The 23,527-nt window shown below is 65.3% G+C and carries 19 protein-coding genes; 14 read left to right on the top strand and 5 right to left on the bottom strand.

Annotated elements, in window-relative coordinates; genetic code table 11:
• Positions 1-131 precede the first annotated feature (131 nt).
• The 5 genes from NCS28_RS09120 to NCS28_RS09100 all read left to right on the top strand — a co-directional run bounded on the left by NCS28_RS09120 (position 132) and on the right by NCS28_RS09100 (position 6,133).
• Positions 132-2,492 carry a UvrD-helicase domain-containing protein gene (locus NCS28_RS09120; protein WP_250513521.1) on the top strand — a complete coding sequence of 787 codons (2,361 nt, stop codon included), beginning with the start codon at positions 132-134 and terminating at the stop codon, positions 2,490-2,492.
• Entirely contained in the window at positions 2,489-3,247 is a 759-nt protein-coding gene (locus NCS28_RS09115) for a 5'-methylthioadenosine/adenosylhomocysteine nucleosidase (protein WP_250513520.1), read from the top strand. Before NCS28_RS09120 ends, NCS28_RS09115 begins: the two co-directional genes overlap by 4 nt.
• Before the next feature lie 106 nt (positions 3,248-3,353).
• Positions 3,354-3,605: a hypothetical protein gene (locus NCS28_RS09110; protein ID WP_250513519.1), complete on the top strand. Its 252-nt coding sequence runs from the start codon at positions 3,354-3,356 to the stop codon at positions 3,603-3,605.
• Positions 3,606-3,631: 26 nt separating this feature from the next.
• The gene (locus NCS28_RS09105) at positions 3,632-4,081 is read left to right on the top strand and encodes a hypothetical protein (RefSeq protein ID WP_250513518.1); all 450 of its coding nucleotides are present in this window, start codon (positions 3,632-3,634) and stop codon (positions 4,079-4,081) included.
• A gap of 144 nt (positions 4,082-4,225) precedes the next feature.
• Positions 4,226-6,133: a propionate--CoA ligase gene (locus NCS28_RS09100; protein WP_284504814.1), complete on the top strand. Its 1,908-nt coding sequence runs from the start codon at positions 4,226-4,228 to the stop codon at positions 6,131-6,133.
• A gap of 76 nt (positions 6,134-6,209) precedes the next feature.
• Here NCS28_RS09100 and NCS28_RS09095 read toward each other — a convergent pair whose 3' ends face one another.
• Entirely contained in the window at positions 6,210-7,466 is a 1,257-nt protein-coding gene (locus tag NCS28_RS09095) for an MFS transporter (RefSeq protein ID WP_250513516.1), read from the bottom strand.
• Positions 7,467-7,810: 344 nt separating this feature from the next.
• Between NCS28_RS09095 and NCS28_RS09090 the strand changes: the two genes are divergently transcribed.
• On the top strand, positions 7,811-9,478 hold the full coding sequence (locus NCS28_RS09090; protein WP_250513515.1) for a methyl-accepting chemotaxis protein: 1,668 nt from the start codon (positions 7,811-7,813) through the stop codon (positions 9,476-9,478).
• Between the two features lie 157 nt (positions 9,479-9,635).
• A complete protein-coding gene (locus NCS28_RS09085) occupies positions 9,636-10,079 on the top strand; it encodes a hypothetical protein (protein WP_250513514.1) in 444 nt (147 codons plus the stop codon).
• A 26-nt stretch (positions 10,080-10,105) separates the two neighbouring features.
• On the opposite strand, the gene NCS28_RS09080 is transcribed toward NCS28_RS09085, so the two are convergent.
• Together NCS28_RS09080 and NCS28_RS09075 are read right to left on the bottom strand one after the other, a co-directional pair.
• Positions 10,106-11,578 carry an HDOD domain-containing protein gene (locus NCS28_RS09080; RefSeq protein WP_250513513.1) on the bottom strand — a complete coding sequence of 491 codons (1,473 nt, stop codon included), beginning with the start codon at positions 11,576-11,578 and terminating at the stop codon, positions 10,106-10,108.
• Positions 11,579-11,723: 145 nt separating this feature from the next.
• Positions 11,724-13,610, bottom strand: coding sequence for a putative bifunctional diguanylate cyclase/phosphodiesterase (locus tag NCS28_RS09075; RefSeq protein ID WP_250513512.1), 1,887 nt, complete (start codon positions 13,608-13,610; stop codon positions 11,724-11,726).
• Between the two features lie 427 nt (positions 13,611-14,037).
• Between NCS28_RS09075 and NCS28_RS09070 the strand changes: the two genes are divergently transcribed.
• Genes NCS28_RS09070 through NCS28_RS09060 form a run of 3 tightly spaced genes read left to right on the top strand, consistent with a single transcriptional unit; the run spans position 14,038 to position 16,438 of the window.
• On the top strand, positions 14,038-15,336 hold the full coding sequence (locus tag NCS28_RS09070; protein ID WP_250513511.1) for an EAL and HDOD domain-containing protein: 1,299 nt from the start codon (positions 14,038-14,040) through the stop codon (positions 15,334-15,336).
• 25 nt (positions 15,337-15,361) lie between these two features.
• A complete protein-coding gene (locus NCS28_RS09065; RefSeq protein WP_250513510.1) occupies positions 15,362-15,925 on the top strand; it encodes a peroxiredoxin in 564 nt (187 codons plus the stop codon).
• Positions 15,926-15,955: 30 nt separating this feature from the next.
• Positions 15,956-16,438 carry a fibroblast growth factor gene (locus tag NCS28_RS09060; RefSeq protein ID WP_250513509.1) on the top strand — a complete coding sequence of 161 codons (483 nt, stop codon included), beginning with the start codon at positions 15,956-15,958 and terminating at the stop codon, positions 16,436-16,438.
• An 81-nt stretch (positions 16,439-16,519) separates the two neighbouring features.
• On the opposite strand, the gene cydB is transcribed toward NCS28_RS09060, so the two are convergent.
• Entirely contained in the window at positions 16,520-17,524 is a 1,005-nt protein-coding gene (gene cydB / locus NCS28_RS09055; RefSeq protein WP_250513508.1) for a cytochrome d ubiquinol oxidase subunit II, read from the bottom strand.
• 11 nt (positions 17,525-17,535) lie between these two features.
• Positions 17,536-19,002, bottom strand: a complete 1,467-nt coding sequence (locus NCS28_RS09050; RefSeq protein WP_250513507.1) for a cytochrome ubiquinol oxidase subunit I — start codon at positions 19,000-19,002, stop codon at positions 17,536-17,538.
• A 243-nt stretch (positions 19,003-19,245) separates the two neighbouring features.
• Here NCS28_RS09050 and sugE point away from each other — a divergent pair, with 243 nt between their 5' ends.
• The 4 genes from sugE to NCS28_RS09030 all read left to right on the top strand — a co-directional run bounded on the left by sugE (position 19,246) and on the right by NCS28_RS09030 (position 23,490).
• Positions 19,246-19,566 carry a quaternary ammonium compound efflux SMR transporter SugE gene (gene sugE / locus NCS28_RS09045; RefSeq protein ID WP_250513506.1) on the top strand — a complete coding sequence of 107 codons (321 nt, stop codon included), beginning with the start codon at positions 19,246-19,248 and terminating at the stop codon, positions 19,564-19,566.
• Positions 19,567-19,844: 278 nt separating this feature from the next.
• Positions 19,845-20,471: a DUF4126 domain-containing protein gene (locus NCS28_RS09040; RefSeq protein ID WP_250513505.1), complete on the top strand. Its 627-nt coding sequence runs from the start codon at positions 19,845-19,847 to the stop codon at positions 20,469-20,471.
• Between the two features lie 98 nt (positions 20,472-20,569).
• Entirely contained in the window at positions 20,570-23,059 is a 2,490-nt protein-coding gene (locus NCS28_RS09035) for an ABC transporter permease (RefSeq protein ID WP_250513504.1), read from the top strand.
• A 17-nt stretch (positions 23,060-23,076) separates the two neighbouring features.
• Positions 23,077-23,490, top strand: a complete 414-nt coding sequence (locus tag NCS28_RS09030) for a group II truncated hemoglobin (RefSeq protein ID WP_250513503.1) — start codon at positions 23,077-23,079, stop codon at positions 23,488-23,490.
• The last annotated feature ends 37 nt before the right edge of the window (positions 23,491-23,527 follow it).

The raw sequence follows: 23,527 nt of genomic DNA, 5'->3' as shown, positions 1-23,527 counted from the left end.
GGCCGTCGGACGAATTCGGCCCGTCGGCAGGGGCGTTGCGGCGGCCGGCGGCTCCATCGGCGCGGTCTTATAATGACCGGCCCGTCGCCAGAATTATTTCTGGCCCGCTCTTCTGCCGCTGCACTTTCCCCATGCCCGACCTGCTCGCGAACCTCAACCCCGAACAACTCGCCGCCGTGACGCTGCCGAACGAGCCCGCGCTCATTCTCGCGGGCGCCGGCAGCGGCAAGACGCGCGTGCTCATCACGCGCATCGCATGGCTGATCCAGCAGGGCTATGCGTCGCCGCCGACCGTGCTGGCCGTCACCTTCACGAACAAGGCGGCGCGCGAAATGATGGCGCGCCTCTCCGCGCTTTTGCCGATCGACACGCGCGGCATGTGGATCGGCACCTTTCACGGCCTGTGCAACCGCATGCTGCGCGCGCATTACCGCGACGCCGGCCTGCCGCAGACCTTCCAGATCCTCGATACCGCCGATCAGCTTTCGGCCATCAAGCGTCTGATGAAGGGCCTGAACGTCGACGACGAAAAGTATCCGGCGAAGAACCTGCAGTACTTCATCAACAACGCGAAAGAGCAGGGCCTGCGTCCGAAAGACGTGGACGCCACCGACGCGTTCAATCGCAAGTTCGTCGAGCTCTACGAAGCCTACGATCAGCAATGCCAGCGCGAGGGCGTCGTCGATTTTCCGGAGCTGCTGCTGCGCTGTCATGAGCTGCTCGCGCACAATCCGCCGCTGCGCGCGCACTATCAGGCGCGCTTTCGCAACATTCTCGTCGACGAATTCCAGGACACGAACAAGCTGCAATACGCGTGGCTGAAACAGCTCGCAGGCGAGCACAACGCGATCTTCGCGGTCGGCGACGACGACCAGTCGATCTACGCATTTCGCGGCGCGAACGTCGGCAACATGCACGACTTCGAGCGCGAGTTCCGCGTGCGCAATCTCATCAAGCTGGAGCAGAACTACCGCTCGCACGGCCATATTCTCGACACGGCGAACTATCTGATCGCGAACAACGCGCGGCGGCTCGGCAAGAATCTGCGCACCGACGCGGGCCACGGCGAGCCGGTGCGCATCTACGAAGCCGCAACGGATTCGCAGGAAGCGGGCTGGATCGTCGAGGAGATCAAGGCGCTCATCAATACGGGCGTGTCGCGCGGCGAGGTCGCGGTGCTTTATCGCAGCAACGCGCAGTCGCGGACCATCGAGCACACGCTCGTGAACGCGGGCATTCCGTATCGCGTGTATGGCGGCCTGCGCTTTTTCGAGCGCCAGGAAGTGAAGCATGCGCTCGCGTATCTGCGTCTGATCGACAACCCGAACGACGACACGGCGTTCGCGCGCGTCGTCAATTTCCCGACGCGCGGCATCGGTGCGCGTTCCATCGAGCAACTCGCCGACGCCGCGCGTCTCTATAACTGTTCGATGGCCGCCGCCGTGCCCTATGTCGCCGGGAAGGCCGGCTCGAGCCTCGGCGCGTTCGCGACGCTCATCGCAAAGATGCGCGCCGAAACGCAGCAGATGAGCCTGCCGGAAACGGTCGAATACGTCGTGCGCGCGAGCGGCCTCGCCGCGTTCTACGAAACCGAGCGCGAAGGTCAGGATCGTCTCGAGAACTTGCAGGAACTCGTGAACGCGGCGGCTGCATTCGTCAGCGAGGAAGGTTACGGGCTCGACACGCCCGCGCGCTCGATTCCGCTGCGTCCGGGCGCTACGGCTGTGCCGGAGATCGTCAGCGAGGACGGCGAGATCGAAGTGCTCGACGCGCCCGGCATCGCCGATCCCGCGCAGAATCCCGACACGATGACGCCGCTCGCCGGTTTCCTGTCGCACGCATCGCTCGAAGCGGGAGACAACCAGGCGCAGGCCGGCCAGGACGCAGTGCAACTGATGACCGTGCACGCGGCGAAGGGCCTCGAATTCACGGCGGTGTTCATCACCGGGCTGGAAGAGGGCTTGTTCCCGCACGAGAACAGCGCGCAGGAATCTGACGGGCTGGAGGAAGAGCGGCGTCTCATGTACGTGGCGATCACGCGGGCGAAGGAGCGGCTCTATCTGTCGTTCGCGCAGAGCCGCATGCTGCACGGCCAGACGCGCTACAACATCCGCTCGCGCTTCTTCGATGAGTTGCCCGAAGGCTCGCTCAAGTGGCTCACGCCGAAGGTCGAACCGGGTGCGCGCTGGGGCGGTCGCGCGGACAACGCCGGCTGGGGCCGCGACTGGTTCGCGCGTCCCGGGCAGGAGCGCGGCGGGTCCACCTACGGCGGCAGTCAGACGAGCGCCACGCTGCCTGCGTTCGCGAACGAGCAGCGCGCGGCCGAGTCCGGCTTCAAGGTCGGCCAGGCCGTGTTCCACACGAAGTTCGGCGAGGGCACGGTGACGGCGCTCGAAGGCTCCGGCGGCGACGCGCGCGCGCAAGTGCGCTTCAAGCGCCACGGCGAGAAGTGGCTCGCGCTGTCGGTCGCGAAGCTTCAGGCCGTCGAATGAACGTGAAGCGGCTCGGGATCATGGCGGCGCTGCCGCAGGAATTGGGCGATCTGATCGCGCAGATGCAGGCGGCGGGCGAGGTTCGCACGGTCACGCTCGGGCGGCGCGAGTACTACGCCGGCGATGCGCATGGCCGGTCCGTCGTGGTCACGCTCGCGCGCATCGGCAAGGTGGCGGCGGCGGCGACCGCGAGCGCGCTGATCCATGTGTTCGAGGCCGATGCCATCGTCTTCACCGGCGTCGCGGGCGGCGTTCGGGCGGATGTTCAAGTGGGCGATATCGTCGTCGCGGATGCGTTGATGCAGCATGATCTCGATGCGTCGCCGCTCTTTCCGCGTTACGAAGTGCCGCTGCTCGACCGCGCGCGATTCGACGCCGATCGCGCGCTGTCCAATGCGCTCGCCGCGGCCGCCGATGCGTTCATCGACGAAGAAGGCGGCGCGCTCGAACGGCGCTTCGCCGTCGCCGGGGCGCGCGTGCATCGCGGGCTCGTCGTGAGCGGCGATCGCTTCATCGCGAGCCATGACGCGCTCTTCGCGTTGCGCGATGCCTTGCCGGACGCGCTGGCGGTCGAAATGGAAGGCGCGGCCATCGCGCAGGTCTGCTACGAGCATGACGTGCCGTGCGCGGTCGTGCGCACGATTTCCGATACGGCGGATGCCGCCGCGCCCGCATCCTTCGCCGGATTTCTGACGTCGATCGCTGCGACATACTCGTCGGGCATCTTGTCGCGGTTTCTGCGCGACGCGGCCTGAATACGCCCGCCTTCCTCAAAATTCCCGCTTGTAGTTGAGAATGATTCTCAATACAATGACCCGCACGACGTGAGGCAGTCATCGAGCAAACAGGAGGTCCGACGACATGACCAACGATTTCACCGCCATCGGCATGAAGGAAGGTGGACGCGGCGAACGTTGCGCCATTTCGGCGAACGCCGCCAAAGTCCTCGAAACGACGCGCCGCGCATGGAACGACGCGGCGACCCACGCGCCAAACGAGGCGACGCAACGTCCACCGCGCGTCACGCAACCCAAGAAACGTGTGGTGCCGCGCCGTTCGCGCTGGCCGTCGCTCGTCGCCGCGCTGAACTACTGGAGCCCGAAACCGCTGTGAACGCCGCCGATTCCACTTCGACATCCATGACGCCGCCCTCGCTCACGCTCGACGAGCGCCTTTTCGACACGAGCCGATTCCCGCTCGTGCGCCTGCGTCCTCGCGCCGTGAAACCGGGCTATGCGTTCGCATGGAGCACGCAGATGCGACGCCTCGTGGCGCTATCTACGCCCTTCGTGCTGGTCGCCGAGCACGACGAAAACGAAACCGCCGACGACGCGCGGCTGCGCGCCGCATGGATGCGCACGCATCGCGCAATGCTCGCCGCTTATTGCCGTGGCCTGATCGTGATCGAGCCGCGTATCGCGGCGCGCGCCACCACGCGCGAAACCTTGCGCGCGCTGACCGAAGGCATCGGCGTGCGCACGGTCGTCGTGTCGAGCATCCGGGTCGCGGGTGAACTCGCGCCGGTGCTGCTCAAGCATTCGGCCCCCGAGGCCACGCCCGTTCCCGCCACGCGCAGCCGGGCGATCTGAGCGATGATCGAACCGATCGGACCGATCAGGGCGCGCCCTGTCTAGCAAGGGTTCGGTGGCTGCTCTATCCTGTGTCGACCGGAGTCGGCGCTTCGATGCTTTCTCCGGTCCCATGCACCGCATTTGAAGCCAGCCAACGCCGCTTTGCAGAGGACGCGCATGCCGACTTACCAGGAAGCGTATCGAAGATCGACCGACGAGCCCGAAGCGTTCTGGGCCGAGCAAGCCCGACGCATTCATTGGCAGACGCCGTTCGATCAGGTGCTCGACCGCAGCAAGCCGCCGTTCGCGCGCTGGTTCGTCGGCGGCAAGACCAATCTGTGTCACAACGCGGTGGATCGCCATCTGGCGTCGCGCGCGCAACAGGACGCGCTCGTCTACGTGTCGACGGAAACGGGCATCGAGCGACGCTACACCTACGCCGAATTGCACGCGGAAGTGAACCGCATGGCCGCCGTCATGCGTTCGCTGCATGTGAAGAAGGGCGACCGCGTGCTCATCTATCTGCCGATGATCCCCGAAGCGCTCTTCGCGATGCTCGCGTGCGCGCGGATCGGCGCGATTCATTCGGTCGTGTTCGGCGGCTTCGCGGCGCCGAATCTCGCGGCGCGCATCGATGACGCCGAGCCTGCGCTCATCGTCACCGCCGATGCCGGCGCGCGCGCGGGCAAGGTGATCGACTACACGCCGCTCGTCGACGAAGCGCTGTCGCGCGCCGAATACAAGGTGCCGCAAGTGCTGCTGATCGACAGGCAACTCGCGCCCGAACGTTTGCAGGCGAGCTATCTCGTCTCGTACGAGCCGCTGCGCGAGCAATTTTTCGATGCCCACGTGCCCTGCGAATGGCTCGAATCGAACGAGCCTTCGTACGTGCTCTACACGTCCGGCACGACGGGCAGGCCGAAGGGCGTGCAGCGCGATGTCGGCGGCTATGCGGTGGCGCTCGCTGCATCGATGGAGCACATCTTTCAGGGCGCGCCGGGCGACACGATGTTCACCGCATCGGATGTCGGCTGGGTCGTCGGGCACAGCTACATCATCTACGCGCCTCTGATCGCCGGATTGACGACGGTGATGTACGAAGGCACGCCGATCCGTCCCGATGGCGGCATCTGGTGGCGGCTCGTCGAGCAGTACAAGATCAACCTGATGTTCACCGCGCCGACCGCGATCCGCGTGCTCAAGAAGCAGGATCCGGCGTTGATGGAGAAGCACGATCTGTCGAGTTTGCGCGCGTTGTTTCTCGCGGGCGAGCCGCTCGACGAGCCGACCGCGCAGTGGATCCAGAGCGCGTTGAAAAAACCCGTCATCGACAATTACTGGCAGACGGAAACCGGCTGGCCGATGATCGCAATTCCGCGCGGCATCGAGGAACTGCCGACCAAGCTCGGCTCGCCGGGCGTGCCGTCGATGGGCTTCGACCTCAAGCTGCGCAACGAAGCGACCGGCGATGTCTGCGCGCCGGGCGAGAAGGGCGTCGTCACGCTGTCGTATCCCTTGCCGCCGGGCTGCATGCAGACCGTGTGGCGCGACGACAAGCGTTTCGTCGATACCTACTGGCAGAGCGTGCCGGATCAGATGGTCTACTCGACCTTCGACTGGGGCGTGCAGGATGAAGACGGTTACGTGTCGATTCTCGGGCGCACCGACGACGTGATCAACGTCGCGGGACATCGGCTGGGGACGCGCGAGATCGAGGAGGCGTTGTCGGCGCATCCGGCGGTGGCCGAAGTGGCGGTCGTCGGTATCGCGGATTCGGTGAAGGGGCAGGCCGCGGCGGCGTTCGTCGTGCTGCGCGACGCGGATCGCATCAATGCGCCCGGCGCGCGCGAAGGCATGGAGGCGGAGTTGTGTCACGCGGTCGATTCGCAGCTCGGGGCGATCGCGCGCCCCGCCCGAGTGCACTTCGTGACGATGCTGCCCAAGACGCGCTCGGGCAAGTTGCTGCGAAGAGCGATCGCAGCGCTGGCGGAAGGGCGCGATCCGGGCGAGTTGCCGACGATCGAAGATCCGGGCGCGTTGATGCAAGTGAGAGAAGCGTTGGGAAACTAAGCGCCTGAAACGCGACGGGCGCGCGGTTCGCTGAGGAACCGGCGCGCCCGCCGCGATACATCACCACGTAGTGCGATCAGCCCTTCGCATGCGCCTCATGTGTCTTCGGCAGCAACACCGTCAGCACGCCGAGCAAGGGCAGGAACGCGCAAACCTTGTACACGTAATCGATGCTGGTGGCATCGGCGAGATGGCCGAGCACCGCCGCGCCGACGCCGCCCATCCCGAAGGCGAATCCGAAGAACAGGCCCGCGACCATGCCGACCTTGCCCGGAATCAACTCCTGCGCATAGACCAGAATCGCCGAGAACGCCGAAGCCAGCACGAGCCCGATGATCACCGACAACACGCCCGTCCAGAACAGATTCGCATAAGGCATCAGGAGCGTGAACGGCGCGACGCCGAGAATCGACACCCAGATCACCGCCTTGCGCCCGACCTTGTCGCCGACCGGCCCGCCGATGATCGTGCCCGCCGCCACCGCCGCCAAGAACACGAACAGGTGAATCTGCGCGGCCTGCACCGACAAGCCGAACTTGCTGATCAGATAGAACGTGAAGTAACTCGTGATGCTCGCGAGATAGAAATACTTGGAGAACACGAGCAGCACGAGCACGCTCATCGCCATGACGACCTTGTTGCGCGGCAGCGTCGCGTGCGCAACTTGCGCGCGGCCTTTCTTCGTCGCCGGATGACGCTTGTACCAGCGGCCGATATTCGCCAGCACGAACATCGCGACGAGCGCCGCCGCCGAGAACCACGCGATGCTCTTCTGCCCGTGCGGAATGACGATCAGCGCGGCGAGCAGCGGCCCGAGCGACGAGCCCGCGTTACCGCCGACCTGAAACAGCGACTGCGCGAGCCCGTGTCGGCCGCCTGACGCCATGCGCGCGACCCGCGACGACTCCGGATGAAACACCGACGATCCGCAGCCGACGAGCGCCGCCGCGATCAGCAGCGTGCCGAAATTGCCCGCGACCGACATCAGCAGCAGACCCGACAGCGTGAAGCCCATGCCGACGGGCAGCGAGTAAGGCTTCGGATGCTTGTCCGTATACAACCCGACGAGCGGTTGCAGCAGCGAAGCCGTGACCTGATACACCAGCGTGATGAGGCCGATCTGCCCGAACGAGAGCGCGAACTCGCTCTTGAACATCGGATAGATCGCGAGGATCAGCGACTGGATCATGTCGTTCAAAAGGTGCGAGAAGCTGATCGCGCCCAGAACGGAATAGACGGTGCGTTGCGTGCCCGTGCTCGCGGAAGCCGCGGCGGTTGCGCCGGCCGATGCGCCGGAAGGCGACAAAGCGCCCTTGTCGATGCTCGTTTGCATGATGAATAGCTGATGAAGGCGGAAAACGTCCGGGAATTTTTTGATCTGTTTCAGTGCGGCATTTATGCGCAAGCTGAATTTCTGACAAGTGTAGGCTGTCCTCGTTGCATTGTCCTGCCAAGCTTTGTCGCGAATCGGACAGGATAAACGCTGGCGTTACCGGCGTTTCGTCTTACGCAAGGATTTTTGGCCGGTTATAAAAAAGCGCGGTGGCGAACGCGTGTTCGCTTTCCGATAAAAAGGCTCAAGAAAGCCGGCAAACTTGCCGTACTCCCGGCAGGGGACCAGACCAGGACTCGCCGCACGATGGCCCAAGTCCGCAGATCAAATCGGGGAATCGATCGATGAAACTGTTTTCGCTACGCGCCGCAAAAGACGCGGGCTTCGTGGCGCACGCCGACGCCGCGGCGACCGAAGCACCGACACGCGCGGGCACGCCGACGAAGCGCGCGCTGTCCGTCAAGGCATCGCTCAGGCTCGCGTTCGGGCTCGTGCTCGCGGGCACGCTCGCTATCGGCGCAATTTCGCTCACGCAGATAAGCCGTCTGAACGGCGCGACCGAATCCATCTATACGCAGGGCTATGTCGCGAGCCGCGCGGCCGAGGAAACGCGCGGCTATCTGCTGCGCGCGAGCCGCTCGCAGAAGATGCTGCTCACCGCGTCCACCGCGAAAGAGCGCGACGATCTCGGCGCGCAGATCGAGCAATCGCTCGCGGATATCGGCCGTGAGCAGGCGCAACTCGCGCAATATGTCGATCACACCGACAAGGACGCGCTCGCGCAGCAAAAGAGCTTCTCGACCGCGCTCGCGAAGTGGAGCGACAACCTGCGCACCTTCGTGAAGCTCGTGAAAGAGCAGCCGCTCGATCTCTCGCAGATGAACTGGCAAGTCGGCACGCAGGACGTGTCGCTGCTCGTCGAAACGGGCAAGCTCGAAAAGATGGTCGACGATCTCGTGGCGCGCCGCGGCGCCGCGGCCAAGGCGACGATCGATTCCGCCGCGTTCATCTTCCATTCGTCGTTCGTGATGGTGTCGGTGCTCACGCTCGGGCTGTTCGTGCTCGCGATCGTCGTCTCCGAATGGGTCGTGCGGCGCCTCGCCGGACAACTCGGCGGCGAGCCTGCTTATGCGAAGGACATCGCGCGGCGCATCGCGTCGGGCGATCTCGCGTATCCGGTCAGGTTGAAGCGCCGCGACGATGCCTCGATGCTGCACGCGCTCTCCGAAATGCAGGCGGGCCTTTCGTCGACGGTCGGCGATATCGCCGCGAGCGCAGAGGCGATCGCATCGGCGTCGAGCGAGATTTCCACGGGCAACGTCGACCTGTCGCGCCGTACCGAAGAGCAGGCGGTCGCGCTGGAGAAGACCGCGGCCAGCATGGAGCAGCTCACGTCGACGGTGCGTCAGAACGCCGACAACGCGAAACAGGCGAGCACGCTCGCCGCGAACGCATCGGCGATCGCGGAGAAGGGAGGCGCGGTCGTCGGTCGCGTCGTCGAGACGATGCAGCGCATCGACGCCAGCGCGAAGAGCATCGGCGACATCATCGGCGTGATCGAAGGCATCGCGTTTCAGACCAACATCCTTGCGCTGAACGCGGCGGTCGAGGCCGCGCGCGCGGGCGAGCAGGGGCGCGGCTTCGCGGTCGTCGCGGGCGAGGTGCGCAGTCTCGCGCAGCGCTCGTCTTCGGCGGCGAAGGAGATCAAAGGCCTGATCGATACGTCGGTGTCGCGCGTGTCGGACGGCTCGGCCTACGCACAGGAAGCCGGTGCGACGATGGAGGAAGTCGTGAAGGCCGTGCGCCGCGTCACCGACATCATGGGCGAGATTTCGGCGGCATCGGCGGAGCAAAAGACGGGCATCGAGTCGATCGGCGATGCCGTCACGAAGATGGACGCCAACACGCAGCAGAACGCCGCGCTCGTCGAAGAGGCGGCAGCGGCGGCGCAATCGCTCGACGATCAGGCGCGGGCGCTGAAGTCGCTCGTCGGCAAATTCCAGTTGGCCTGACGCAAGACGTCGATATAGAATCGCGGACGGGCGCGGCAGGGCGCCCGGTCTCGCGAAAGTCTTACGCACCTGCCACGCTTCGAATCAAACCTGGATCGAACCGCAACGTCGAACCTTTATAGCCGCAGCGAGAACGGCGCAACAAAGGAACAACGTCATGTGGTCCACATCCTGTCCGGTTTCTTCTTCCGTTTCCAACAGCGACTTTCTGCGCGAACACGCGCGGCGTCTGCTTCGCCACGCGCGCGACGGCGACACGAGCGCATCCATGCCCGTCTTGCGCCGGCTGCTTGCGGCAAACGTCACGCGCGCGCAACGTCTCGCCGGCCTGCACGCGATCCGTCACGATCTGCAACTGAAGCATCTCCTTGCGATGCTCGCCGCCGAACTCGGCTACGCGAGCTGGGACGCTTGCAAGCTGGATATCGACGAACAAACGGGCGCGGCGATCGACCGCTATAGGCTCGACGCTGGCGCGTTCAACGACTATGAAAAGAACTGGTTCGCGAACGAGGCCCGCGCGCTCGAATGGCAGCGCGCGCACGGTGGCTATATCGTGCGATACGGCGAGCAGGCCGTGGCGATCCTGAAGAGGGAATGAGGCGATGCGCGCAAGAAGGAAGCCGATCAGATCAGCTCGACTTCCTTCCAGTTCGCGCTAAGAAAAAAACGGCTCAGCTCCTTCGTGAGCTCGTTCAGCGCGCTCATCTCGGGCGCCGAGATTTTGCGCACGTGCTGCGGGGACGTCCAGTCGCCGTAGATGAGCGCGACGGTCGAATCGTTCGATTTCACCGGCAGCAGCACGAAAGCCTGCGCCTCGCCGAGCGTCTCCTTGTACCAGCGCGGCAGGCGCGCGTCGATACGCGCGTCGTGCGCGTTCTCGATGAAGATGCCGACCGGATTCGTGATCGCGAGATGGAACACGTCGGGCCGGAAATCCGCCGAGAAGCGCAGTTGCGAGAGCATCGGCTCGACGCCGCCGCCGAGCGCGAGACGCGCCTGGAACTCGTTGTTGGCCTGGCGCACGAATACCACGGTGCGCGACAGGTGCAGGCTCCCCAGAATCGACTCCGAGGCCATCGCAAGCGCGGGCGCGAGCGCATTTTTCGACGGCAACGCGCGCAAGTCCTCGACGCTCGCGCCGATGCGCGCTTCCGCCGATACCTTCGCGCGCGCCATGGCGTCGGCGTTCGCCTGCAACTCGGAGATCTCGCGGATCACGCCGTCGCTCGCTTCCTCGTTCGCGAGCGCGAGGCTCATCGTGGTGAGCGTGTCGGCGTCGGTCTTGAGCGGGCCGCTGTAACGGCTGGCGATATCGAAGAGCACCGATTCGCGGCCGTCCACGGCCACGTTCTGCGTGGTGAGCGCGTCGGCGACTTCGGTCGAATAGTTGGAGATGGCGCGCAGCCAGCGCACGTGCTTCGGCACGGTTTCATCGACGGGCGCGTTCGGATCGGTCGCGCGCATGCCTTCGCGGATCGTCTCGGGCAGCCGCCAGCGATCCGCCGCTTCGAGGCCGATTTCGTCGAAGGTGACGCCGAGCAGCGCCGCGCACGCGTCGCTGTCCGGAATGTTCTCCGACGCCGCCTTGCGCCGCAATTGATCCCACTCGTGCTCGAGATAGAACGCGACGAGCAGCTTGCCGATCTGCCGCATCAGCGTGCAGACGACCGCTTCCTCGGCGGAGCGCAGATCCTTGTGCTCGGTGAGCTGCCGCGCGACCGCGCCCGAGAGCAAGGTGCGGTTCAGTTCGAGCTTCGCGTCGATGCGGCGCGGCGCGCTCTGATGAAAGTGATCGACGAGCTTCAGTCCCACGACGAGATGGCCGACCGCGTCCATGCCGAGGACCATCAGCGCGCGCGTGACGGTGGTGATGTTGCCGCCGAACGCGATGTACATCGCCGAATTGGCGAGGCGCAGCACCTTCTGCGTGAGGCCGACGTCCGACAGCACGACATGCACGAGCGACGTGAAGTCGAGGTCGTTGTCGCTCATCGCGGACACGGTGGTGCGCAGCGCCTGAGACAGCATGGGGAAGTCCCCGCGCTCGCTCATGCGCGCCCACAGCTTGTCCAGTAGTTCGGCCTTGGTGCGTGCCATTGCTAAAAGTAAGAAGCCTGTTCGTTACGCGACGGCTAACCCGAGGCGGCCCAGCAAAATTCAATCCGCCCTGACAACGAAATGTACACGTTATTAGGGAGTTACGGCGCGTCGTTCGATTAGAACACGAACTATCGCCCGTTCATCACGGCTCATGCAACACGAGCGAATTCGACTTGAACGAGCGCGCCAGCTCGTCCGACGGCAACGCATGGCTGATGAGCCAGCCCTGAATATGATCGCAGCCGAGGTCCGCCAGCAAATCGCGCTGCGCCTCCGTTTCGACGCCTTCCGCAACCAGTTCCAGCCCGAGCGATTGCGCGAGCCCGACAACGGCGCTCACGATCGCGCGGTTGTTGCGGGACGTAATCAGGTTCTCGACAAAGCTGCGGTCGATCTTGAGCTTCGAAAGAGGAAAACGTTGCAAATAGGCGAGGCTCGAATAACCGGTGCCGAAATCGTCGACGGCGAAGCGGATGCCGATCGACGTCAGCGCTTCCAGAAGGCGCGTCGCTTCTTCCGGGTCGTGCATCAGCAAGCTCTCGGTGATCTCGAAGACCAGCCGGCGCGCGTCGATGCCGGTGAGCGCGAGCGCTTCCTTCACGGCCGCGGTGAAGCGCTTGTCGCGGAACTGCTGCGGCGACACGTTCACCGACACGTAATCGAGCCGGATGCCGATCGCATCCCACTGCGTGATCTGCATGCACGCGGCCTTCAGCACCCAGTTGCCCAGATAGTTGATGAGGCCGATCGATTCCGCGAGCGGGATGAACGTCGACGGCGGCACGAGCCCGTGCACCGGATGATTCCAGCGCATCAGCGCTTCCACGCCGACCACCGCGCCCGTGAGAATCTTCGTGATCGGCTGGAAGTAAAGCGAGAACTCGCCGTTGCGCACGGCTTCGTACAGGTCCGCTTCGAGCTTAAGGCGTTCGGCGTCGGCGAGGTTGTCGTCGATCGTATGGAAGACGAGCGTGTTGCCGCCCGATTCCTTCGCCTGCGCGAGCGCGTGATCGGCCATGCGCAGAAGACTCGTCTGCGCGCCGCTCCGCGCGTTCTTGCCGCTCTGATCCGGATACAGCGCGACGCCCACGCTCGCCGACAAATGCGTGTGCTGTCCGCGATGCCGGTACGGCTGCGCGATCGCGGTGAGCAGACGCCGCCCGAGACTCTCGGCGAGTTCCGCCGTGGTGCCGGCGGGCAGGAGCACGGCGAATTCGTCGCCGGCCACGCGTGCGACGCGCTCGCCGTGCCCGGCCGTGTGCTGGATGCGGCGCGCGGTTTCGCGCAGGAGTTCGTCGCCGGCGTCATAGCCGAGCGCGCGGTTGATGCGCTGATAATCGTCGATGTCGAGCAGCACGAGCCCGGCGTGCGTGCGCATGAGTTCGGCTTCGTCCTGCGCCGCGCCGATCGCCGTCTTGAGCGCGACGAGGTTGTCGAGGCCCGTGAGCGCATCGTGATTGAGCGTGTGCGTGAGTGACGCCTCGCGTTCCCGCCAGTGCGTCACGTCGAACGCGGCGAGCGCGAAGCCGGGCGTGCCGCGCGCGGCCGTCGATACGAGCCGCAGCTCGACGCAGATCGGATAGGTGAGCGACTTCACGACCGTCAGCGTTGCCGATTCGAGCTTGCCGCTCGCGCGCGCCCGGGCGACGAGCGCGTGCAGCTCGTCGGCCTCTTCGGATGCGACGAGATCGTGCAGCGTCAGCATGCTCAAATAGTCGCGGTGATAGCCGATGAACTCGATGCTCGCATCCGACACATACTGAAAGCGCAGCGCGTCGTCGAGCTGCGCGAGGAAATCGACCGCGCCGAGCGCGGCTTCGGTCGCGCCGGCGAGCGCGGGCGCGGCGATGACGGCAGCCGTCGCGCTCGTCGCGGCGTCGCCGGACGGCTCGGGCGGGCTTGCCTCGGGATGCGGGTCGGGCGCGTTGTCGGGGCGCTCGCGCGTGGCGCTTGCCCATGCGCGTGCGAGCGCATCGAGCGCGGTGCGCCAGGGCGCGCGGCGGGAGACGTTGATCCGGTTCGCTTGCATGGTCTCGTAGGGTTCTGGCGGCTGCGCTCGCCCGTGTCGGGCGAACGGCGGCGCGCGAAACGCCGCGTCTCGCGGGTTCCGGAAGGGACGTGCCGCAAGGCGCGCGGCACGCTCTATCAGGCGAGTTATCGGCGTTGCGGGGGATTTCTTTAACCGGACACGCAAGTGCAACAATTCCAGTTGGGCATCAAGTTTGTCCAGGAATTGTCGATATAAGGTTTCATATTATCTCGTCAGGCAAATTCGGTTACAGTGGCGCGTTTCCAGTGGGAACGGTTCCCCCGCCGGCCCTTCGTCGCGCTGTTGTCCACCCGAATTCCGTTCGACTCGTTCGCCCCATGATCGAATCCAATATGCCGCCGGCCTGCGCCATCGCGAGGATCGCCGAGCCGGCCTTCATGCAAAGCTTCTCCGAGCGGTCGCTGTCATGCCCGACTCGTTCGTAAAGCGCGCGGCGTCGGCGAGGCGCGCTCAGAGCGTCTATGTCGGGCGCCAGCCGATCCTCGATGCCGACGGCGTCCTCGTCGCCTACGAACTGCTCTTTCGCGATAGCCCCGACAATCGCGCGCGCGTCCACGACGACCTGCAGGCGACCGCGCATGTCGTCGCGCGCACGATCGGCGAGATCGGCGTGCCCGCGGTGCTCGGGCCGCATCCGGGCTACGTGAACATGAGCCGCGAACTGCTGTTCGACGACATCGTCCACATCATGCATCCCGAGCGCTTCGTGCTGGAGCTGCTTGAAAACATCGCGTTCGACGAGACGCTCTTCAAGCGCTGCGCGCAACTGCGCAACGCGGGCTTTCGCTTCGCACTCGACGATGTCGTGCGGCTCGACGATGCGCTGCTCGCCGCGTTGCCCTCGGTGGATATCGTCAAGGTCGATTTTCTGGCGTCGGATCATGACCATCTGCCGGAACTCGCGGCGGCGGTGAAACGGCGCGGCAAGCTGCTGGTGGCGGAGAAGGTCGAGACGCCCGACGATTTCACGCAAGCGAGAGAGCTCGGCTTCGACTTCTTTCAGGGCTATTTTTTTGCGCGGCCGCAGGTGCTGTCGGCACGGCGCGCCAGTCCCGCGCGCGGCCCGCTTCTGAGCCTGATGGCCGTGCTCGCCGGCGAGCCGGGCATGCGCGAGCTGGAGGCGGAGCTGAAGCGCAATCCGGACATCGTCGTGCAATTGATGCGCCTCGCCAATTCGAGCGCGCAGACGCGCGGGCGGCGCGTGTCGTCGCTGCGCGAGGCGATCGCGGCGACCGGCACGCGTCAGCTCATGCGCTGGACGCAGTTGCTGCTCTACGCCGACGGCAGCGGCCTGCCGTGGCGCTCGGATCCGCTGCTGCAACTCGTCGGTACGCGGGCGCGCTTCCTGGAGCTCGCGGCCGGCATGCTGCGTCCCGCCGACGAAGCCTTATCCGATGCCGCATTCATGACCGGCATCTTCTCGCTCGTGCATGTCGTGCTCGATATGCAGCCGGCGGAAATTCTCGATAAGCTCCATCTGGCGGCGGAAATCCGCAACGCCATTCTGTCGGGCGACGGACCGCTCGGCGCGCTGCTTGGCATCGCGCGGGCGGCGGAGCGGGGCGACGGGTCCGCAATCGACGCGAGCCGGCGCGCGCAGCCGTCGCTCGACGTGCTCACGCCCGCCGTGCTCGCGAAATTGCAGTTCGACGCGGCGGCGTGGTTCGCCGGACACCGCATGGACGAGGGCGCGGACGACGCGTAGAACGAGATCATCTAAAGGAGCGCGCATGAAGAGCAGGATTCTCAGCTTTACGGTGGGCGGCGCCCTGGCGATCGCGGCGGCGCTGCATTCGCTCACGGCAGGCGCGACGCTCAAGCCCGGCGATGCCGCGCCCGACTTCACCGCGCAGGCATCGCTCGGCGGCAACGTCTACGACTATTCGCTCGCCGACGCGCTCAAGAAGGGGCCCGTCGTGCTGTACTTCTACCCGGCGGCGTTCACCAAGGGCTGCACGATCGAGGCGCACGAATTCGCCGAAGCGGTCGATCAGTACAAGGCCGAGGGCGCGACGGTCATCGGCGTGTCGCATGACAACATCGATACGTTGAAGAAGTTCTCCGTGAGCGAATGCCGCAGCAAGTTCCCGGTCGCGGCGGACGCGGACTCGAAGATCATCCGTTCCTACGACGCCTCCATGCCGATGAAAAGCACGATGGCCAATCGCGTGTCTTACGTGATCGCGCCCGACGGCAAGGTCATTTACGAGTACACGAGCCTGTCGCCGGACCAGCATGTCGCGAACACGCTGCAGGCGCTGCGTGACTGGAACGCGAAGCACAAGACGCAGTGATGCGCGTCTCTTCGATCTGGTGAGCCGGCCATGCCCATCGTTATCGCATTTGTCATTCTGGCGTTGCTGATCTACGGCGCCGTGTGGTCGTTCAACGCGCTTCATGTGCACTTCGGGCTGGGCGTGGCGGTCGCTGTGGCGATCGTCGTATTGCTCGCGATCGTTGCGGGTGTGATGCGCTGGCTCGCGAGCCGCCGCGAGATCGCGCCGAATCTGCGGAAGGGCGAGAGCGGCGACTGGACGCACGAGCTCAAGAGCGACTGGGGCGGCGTGCGGGTGGCGGCGGGCAAGCGTCTGTGCGATGTGCGCATCGGCGGCGAGCGCGGCAGCTATATCTTCGCGGACCTGCGCGGCGCACGCGTGCAGGAGCCGGGCGGCCGGAGCGGCGTGTGGCAGGTCGTGCTCGACGTGCAGGATGCGAAGCACGGCGCGTGGATTCTGCCGATGCGCGATCGCGGGGAAGCGCGGAAGTGGGCGCGGATTCTGTCGCTGGCGACGCAGCAGAAGCTCTGATACGCCTTAGAGCGTGATGGGCGGTCTCGTTGAGAGATGCTTCTTCGGCGGATGGTTTCGGCGATGAAAGCCTAAAACCTCTCAAGCGTGATACCCAATATCCCCCCGCACCTTCCCGCGAAACACCCAGTACGACCAGATCACATAGATCATGAGCACGGGCAGCAGAAACATCGTCCCGATCAGCAGAAACTGATGCGATAACGGCGCGGCCGACGCATCCCAGAGCGTGACGGAAGGCGGCGCGATGAACGGCCACAAGCTGATCACGAGTCCCGTGAACGCGAGAAAGAAGAGGCCGATCGAGCACACAAACGGCAGCACTTCGCGGCCCTTCGCGAGGCTGGACCACAACGTCCACGCGAGCAGCACGGTCAACACAGGCACCGGCGCGAACACGAAGCTCTGAGGAAAGCCGAACCAGCGGGCCGCGATGCGCGCATCCTTGAGCGGCGTCCACAGGCTGATCAGCAGAATGAACACGATCACGCCGAAGAGCGCGTAGCGCGCCATGCCGCGGCTCCATTGCTGCAATTCGCCTTCGGTCTTGAGCACGAGCCAGGTCGTGCCCTGCAGCGCATAGCCGAAAATCAGCCCCACGCCGACGAGCAGCGGAAACGGCGCAACCCAGTTCCAGCTCGTGCCGACGTACACGCGGCCTTCGATCGGAAAGCCCTGTATGAACATGCCGAGCACGATGCCCTGCGAAAACGTCGCGACGAGCGAGCCGCAGCCGAACGCGCCGTCCCACAGCCACTTGCGCGCACCGATCACCTCGCGGAACTCGAACGCGACGCCGCGAAAAATCAGCCCGAGCAGCATGAAGAGAATCGGGAAATACACGGCCGGCACGATGATCGCGAACGCCAGCGGAAACACCGCGAAGAGCCCGCCGCCGCCGAGGATCAGCCAGGTCTCGTTGAAGTCCCAGACCGGCGCGACGGAGTTGATCATGGTGTTGCGCGACTCCGGGTCGCGACGCAGCAAGAACATCATGCCGACACCGAGATCGAAGCCGTCGAGCAGCACGTACATGAACACGGCCAGCGCGAGAATGGCGGCCCACAGCGGCACGAGATCGAGCATCGCGTTCTCCGTTATCGACGTTGATTGCGCCCGCGGCCCGGCGGCACGATATCGTCGTCGCTGACGGGCTGCGCCGTGCCGCCCGCACTCGCCGATACCGCGGAGAGCGGTCGAGCCGCGCGTGTCTTCGCGTCCAGTTCGTCCTTCTCGTGCGCGTGCGCGACTTCCGCCGGCCCCACACGTACAAGCCGCCGCAGCAGGAAAAATCCCGCGCCGAAGATGACGACATACGCCAGCATGTAGAGCAGCCACGAGAGGCCGACATCGGTCGCGGTGAGCGATGGCGTCACCGAATCCTTCGTGCGCAGAATGCCGTACACGGTCCACGGCTGGCGGCCGGCTTCGGTCGTCGTCCAGCCGGCGACCACGGCGATGAAGCCGAGCGGCATCGCCCAGGTGGCCGCGCGCAGCCAGCGCGAACTCGTCTCGATCCTGCCGCGGGCGAATTGCACGATGCCCCACAGCACGAGCGCGAACATCAAGAGCGCGACGCCGACCATGATGTGAAACGCGAAGAACACGACCGCCACGGGCGGCCGGTCCTCACGCGGAAAGTCCTTCAGCCCGCGCACGAAGCCGTTCGGATCGTGCGTCAGATATAGGCTGCCGAGCACCGGAATCGAGATCTCGAAGTGATTGCGCTCTTCGTCCTGATCGGGAATCGAGAAGAGATTGGCCGGGATGCGCGTGCCGGACTCCCAGAGGGCTTCCATCGCCGCGAGCTTGGCGGGCTGATGTTGCAGTGTGTTGAGGCCGTGCGCGTCGCCGATCACCATCTGGATCGGCACCATGATGATGAGAAAGATCAGCGACATCTTCACCATCACGCGGCTTTCCTCGAGCGCGCGGCGCTCGCGCAGGTACATTGCTCCGACGCCGAGAATGACGAAGCCTGCGGTCACGAGGAACGCGCTCACCGTATGTCCGAGCCGGTACGGAAACGACGGCGTGAAGATCACGTCGAAAAAGCTCACTACTTCGAAGCGGCCGTCGGGCAGCATGCGATGACCCTGCGGCGTCTGCATCCAGCTATTGACGGCCAGTATCCAGAACGACGAGATCACCGTGCCCGCCGCGACGAAAATCGCGGACATCACATGCGCCCATTGCGGCACGAGCTTGCGCCCGAAGAGCAGCACGCCGAGAAACGCCGATTCGAGAAAGAACGCCGTCAGCACTTCGTAGCCCATCAACGGGCCGACGACGTTGGCTGTCGCGTCCGAAAAGCGGCTCCAGTTGGTGCCGAACTGGAACGGCATGACGATGCCCGAAACCACGCCCATGCCGAACGACACCGCGAAAATCTTCAGCCAGAACGCCGAGAGACGCCGGTAGACATCGCGCTTCGTGATCCACCAATTGAATTCGAGCGTCGCGATGTAGCACGACAGGCCGACCGTGAACGCCGGCAGCAAGATATGAAACGCGACGACCCACGCGAACTGGAAGCGGGAGAGCAGGACGGAATCGACATCCATGAACGCTCCTTTGTTCAGGCTTTTTGCAGCGGCTATGTCGAAAAGGGCGCGCCCCGCGCGGGCGCTTGTTACTTAATACACGGTTTTCACGAACGCGGCCATGCGACGCGCGACGTGGCATCGCATGTGCCCGGCCGTGCATGCACCAATTTGATACAATTGCCGGTCTTGTCTTAGGCCGTGCGGACGACCGCATGCGCCTCGCTTCATCGGGGACGGCCCCATTTTCAAGGGAGTCGCTCGATGTCCTGGATTCTTCTTTTCATCGCCGGTCTGCTCGAAGTCGCGTGGGCTGCGGGTCTCAAATCGTCCGACGGCTTTACCCGGCTCGGACCGTCGATCTTCACGATCATCACGGCCATCGGCAGTTTCGTGCTGCTCGCCATCGCGATGAAGCAGTTGCCGCTGGGCACGGCCTACGCCGTATGGACGGGCATCGGTGCGGTCGGCGCGTTCGTGTTCGGCATCGTGTTCATGGGCGAGGCGTTGTCGGCGGCGCGCATCGTGAGCGCGGTGCTGATCGTCGCGGGGCTGGTCGGACTCAAGATCTCGTCGGGGCACTGAGGTTTCGTCGAAGTATCGTCCGTTGCGCCCGCGCCACCCCGCCGTGTGCGAGACACTGGGAACGGCATTCGCTCGAACCGCTGCTGCACCGCGCCTATTTGCGTCGATATAATGGTCTAAGGTCACCGGCTTTCGTCTGATTCCAAGTCCCGCTTTTTTGTTCATCTTCCGGGATGCAGGCGGCTTCTTTCGATATTTTCGGGCAGACCGCTCTTTTCAGCCGGCAATTGGTCCATCAGCGGCGGACGCCGGCAGCAGGCAGCACAAGGGAGGCGGCAATGCTTGAGTCACTTTCGCTCGCAGCGGGCCTGTCATGGGCGAGCGGGCTGCGCCTGTACCTCACCGTCTTCATCGCCGGCATGTTCCAGCGCATGGGACTCGTTCATCTGCCGGATACGCTCGCGGTGCTCGGCTCGCCGTGGGTGATCGGCGTCGCGGCGGTGCTCGCGCTCGTCGAATTCCTCGCCGACAAAATCCCCGCCGTCGATTCCCTGTGGGACGCGGTTCACACGTTCATCCGCATTCCGGCGGGCGCCGTGCTCGCGGCCGGCTCGCTCGGCCATGCCGATCCGGCCATGCTCACCATCGCGGCGCTCGCGGGCGGCACGCTCGCCGGGGCATCGCATTTTGCGAAGGCGGGCACGCGCGCGCTCATCAATCTGTCGCCGGAGCCCGTGTCGAACTGGGCGGCTTCGACGACCGAGGACGTCGGCGCGCTCGCGGGCATCACGCTCGCGCTCTTCGTGCCGTTCCTGTTCCTCCTGCTTTTGCTCGCGTTTCTGGTGCTCGCGGGATGGGCGCTGCCGCGGCTCGCGCGCGGCGTGCACGGCGGCGTATCGCGCATGGCCAAGCACATGTTGCCGAGCTCGGACCGCATAACCCGGCTGCGGAGCAAGCACGATTGAGCACCGCATTCCGGAACGATCAGGCTGCAGTCAAGGCAGGGCGTTCGCATCCCGCCATCAAACTCGGTTTCGTACAGACGGTGCACCAGGCATGGCGCATGACAGCGCGAGACTGGCGCGCGGGCGAGCTCACGATGCTCCTGCTCGCGCTGGTGCTAGCCGTGGCCGCACTGTCGAGCGTCGGATTTCTTGCGGATCGCATGCGTCAAGGCCTCGCGCGCGACGGCCGTCAGATGATCGCCGCCGATTTCGTCGTGCGCGCCGATCACCCCGTCGATCCGATGTTCGCGACCGAAGCGAAGTCGCTCGGACTCGCTACTGCAGGCACCACGATTTTCCCCAGCATGATCAGTTCGACGGCTGCGGAGCCGCTATCGAGGCTCGCGGCGATCAAGGGCGTGACGCAGGGTTATCCGTTGCGCGGCGCACTGCGCATCGCGCCCGGCACCGACGCCGCCGATGCGCCCGCGCACGGCATTCCCGCGCCCGGCACCGTCTGGGTCGACCCTGCCTTGCTCGATGCGCTCAAGACGCGGGTCGGCGGCACGGTCAAGGTCGGCACGCGCACGTTCATGGTCGCGGGCGTCATCACGCGCGAGCTGGATCGCGGCTTCTCGTTCATCAACTTCTCGCCGCGCCTCATGATGCGCGCCGACGAGATCGCGGGCACGGGACTCGTCGGCTACGGCAGCCGCGTGACGTATCGATTGCTCGTCGCCGGTTCCGACAGCCAGGTCGAGCAGTTCGCGAAATTCGCGCGCGAGCAGGTCGATGGCGGCAAACTGCGCGGCGTCGGCCTGGAATCGCTGTCCGACGGCCAGCCGCAGGTGCGTCAGACGATCGATCGCGCGAGCCACTTTCTCACGCTCGTCTCGCTGCTGACGGCGCTGCTCGCGGCGGTCGCGATCGCGATGGCGGCGCATCGTTTCGCGCGGCGGCATCTCGACGGCTGCGCGGCGATGCGCTGTCTCGGCGTCAGCCAGCGCACGCTGCGCGCGCTCTTTCTGAACGAATTCCTCGCGATCGGCGTGATCGGCGGCGTGGCCGGCGTCGTGCTGGGTTTCGGCGGTCATCTCATGCTGCTGAACTGGCTCGGCTCGCTCGTCGATGTCGAGTTGCCGCAGCCGAGCGTGTGGCCGGCGCTGCAAGGCATCGCGATGGGCCTCGTGCTCCTGCTCGGCTTCGCGCTGCCGCCGCTCCTGCCGATCACGCGAGTGCCGCCGGTCCATGTGATCCGTCGTGAACTCGGCGATGCCCAGCGCGTCGCGTATGCGGCGTACGGCGTCGGCGTGCTGCTGTTCGCGGCGCTCCTGATCGTCGCGGCGGGCGAAGTGAAGCTGGGCGGCATTGTCGCGGGCGGCTTCGCGGCCGGGCTGCTCGTCTTCGGCGTGATCGCGCGCGCGGCGCTCTGGGCGGCGGCGCGCTTCGTGCGCCGCGAGAAGAGCCGCGCGGGCGTCGGCTGGCGTTATGCGCTCGCGTCGCTGGAGCGGCGCAGCGGATCGAGCGCGCTGCAGATCACCGCGCTCGGCATCGGCTTGATGTGTCTGCTGCTCATCGGGATGACGCGCAACGATCTCATCAAGGGCTGGCGCGACGCGACCCCGCCCGACGCGCCGAATCAGTTTCTCATCGACATTCAGCCTGACCAGCGCCAGGGCGTGCTCGACTACCTGCACACGCACGGCCAGCCGAACGCCGCGCTTTCGCCGATGGTCCGCGCGCGCCTCGTCGCCATCAACGGCAAAGCGGTGAATCCGGACAACTACGACAAGGCCGATGCGAAGCGCCTCGTCGATCGCGAATTCAACCTGTCGTACACGACCGAGCTGCCCGGCGACAACCGCTTGACGCAAGGCGCATGGTTCGGCAAGGACGGCAAGCCGCAGGTGTCGATCGAAGAGGGCATCGCGAAGACCATCCGCGTGAAGATGGGCGACACGCTGCGTTTCGATGTCGCCGGGCTGCCGGTCGAAGCGCCCGTGACGAGCGTGCGCAAGGTCGACTGGAATTCGTTCAAGGTCAACTTCTTCGTGCTGATGCCGCCCGAGGCGCTCGCCGATCTTCCCGCGACATTCATCACGAGCTTTCATCTGCCGACGGAAGAACAGCGCGTGATCGACGGCCTCGTCGCACGTTATCCGAACGTGACGGCCATCGATATCGCGCCGATCCTCGCGCAAATCCATCGCACGCTCGCGCAGGTGATCGGTGCGGTGCAGTTCCTGTTCATCTTCACGCTAGCGGCGGGCGTGCTCGTGCTGTACGCGGCGCTCGCCGGCACGCGCGACGAACGCGTGCGCGAGTCGGCGCTGCTGCGCGCGCTCGGCGCATCGCACAAGCAGGTGCGCTCGGTGCAGATCGCGGAGTTCGTGGCCGTCGGCGCGCTGTCGGGGCTGATGGCGGCGATCGGCGCGCAGGCCATCGGCTATGTGCTCGCGGCGCGCGTGTTCGAGTTTCATATCGATTTCAATCCGTGGCTCGTGCCGACGGGCATCGTCGCGGGCGTCGCATGCGCCGGGCTCGGCGGCTGGCTGAGCCTGCGGCGCGTGCTGGCGCGCCCGGCGTTGCAGTCCCTGCGCGACGCGTAGTTTTCTGAATCAAAGCAATGACCGACGTAAATCCCGAAGACGAAGTACAAAGGCCGACCGCTTTCGAACTGATCGGCGGCGAGGAACGCGTGCGCGCGCTCGTCGACCGTTTCTACGACCTGATGGATCTTGAGCCGGAATTCGCGGGCATCCGCGCGCTGCATCCGCCGACGCTCGACAATTCGCGCAACAAGACCTTCTGGTTTTTGTGCGGCTGGATGGGCGGGCCGAACCATTACATCGACCGCTTCGGGCATCCGCGTCTGCGGGCGCGCCATTTGCCGTTCGCGATTGCATCGGGCGAGCGCGATCAGTGGCTGCGCTGCATGGCTTGGGCGATGGAGGACATCGGCATCGACGAAGCCCTGCGCGAGCGCCTTCTGACGTCCTTCTTCGATACGGCCGACTGGATGCGCAACCGTCCCGGTTGATTCGCGCGGTTTTGTATCGGTTCACGCAAGGCGCGCG

Origin of the sequence: Caballeronia sp. INDeC2 (assembly GCF_023631325.1) — a bacterium.
Classification (GTDB): Bacteria; Pseudomonadota; Gammaproteobacteria; order Burkholderiales; family Burkholderiaceae; genus Caballeronia.
Note: the sequence above shows the minus strand (reverse complement) of the source record. Positions and strands in the feature narration are given on the sequence as shown.